The sequence below is a fragment of the Halorubrum sp. SP3 genome (assembly GCF_005435195.1).
Taxonomy (GTDB): Archaea; Halobacteriota; Halobacteria; order Halobacteriales; family Haloferacaceae; genus Halorubrum; species Halorubrum sodomense.
The window spans coordinates 1-570 of sequence record NZ_SGTU01000265.1 but is presented as its reverse complement, the minus strand read 5'-3'; the positions used below and the strand labels follow the sequence as shown (position 1 = coordinate 570).

The window sequence follows — 570 nt, the reverse complement described above, 5'->3', positions numbered from 1 at the left end:
ACCGTTCGGGCCGATGAGACCGGTGATTCCGGAGTCGACCCTCAGATTAACGCTGTCAAGCGCGGTGATGCCACCAAACTGTTTTGTGACCTCTTCGATACGGAGAATCGCGTCGCGACCGGTTCTCTGGTCCGCGTTCTCCGTTTGCGTTGCGTCGGATGTCGGGGTTGGTGTGTTTTGTTCAGACATCGTCGGTCCCTCCGGAAGTGTCCCGTGACGGTAGCGGGATGTCGTAGTCCTGTTCGCCGAGAAGGCCCTCGGGCCGGTAGTACAGGATGAGTATCAGCACGATACCGATCAGCATGAGGCGAGCTGCTGCGAGTTGAATGGAGTACTGAGACGGTACGTCGATGAACCGCGTTCCGTTGCGGATACCCCAAAAGAACGCGGTACCGAGGATGACGCCCTTGTTGTTGGCGGTGCCGCCAACGATGACGGCCGTGAAGGCATAGAACGTGATCGTCGCGGCGAACTGGTCGGGGGCGATGAACCCGATGTTGATCGCCCACAGCGCGCCGGCGGCCCCGGCGAGCGCCGATCCGAGCATCAACGCCTGTAGTTTGTACTGGA

General features: G+C 60.2%; 2 pseudogenes. Both read right to left on the bottom strand.

What is annotated here, in order from left to right:
• Positions 1 to 189 (bottom strand): annotated as a pseudogene (locus tag EXE42_RS19750) (ABC transporter ATP-binding protein); the annotation flags it as partial.
• A pseudogene (locus EXE42_RS16510) lies at positions 182 to 570 on the bottom strand (branched-chain amino acid ABC transporter permease); the annotation flags it as partial. The pseudogenes EXE42_RS19750 and EXE42_RS16510, both read right to left, overlap by 8 nt.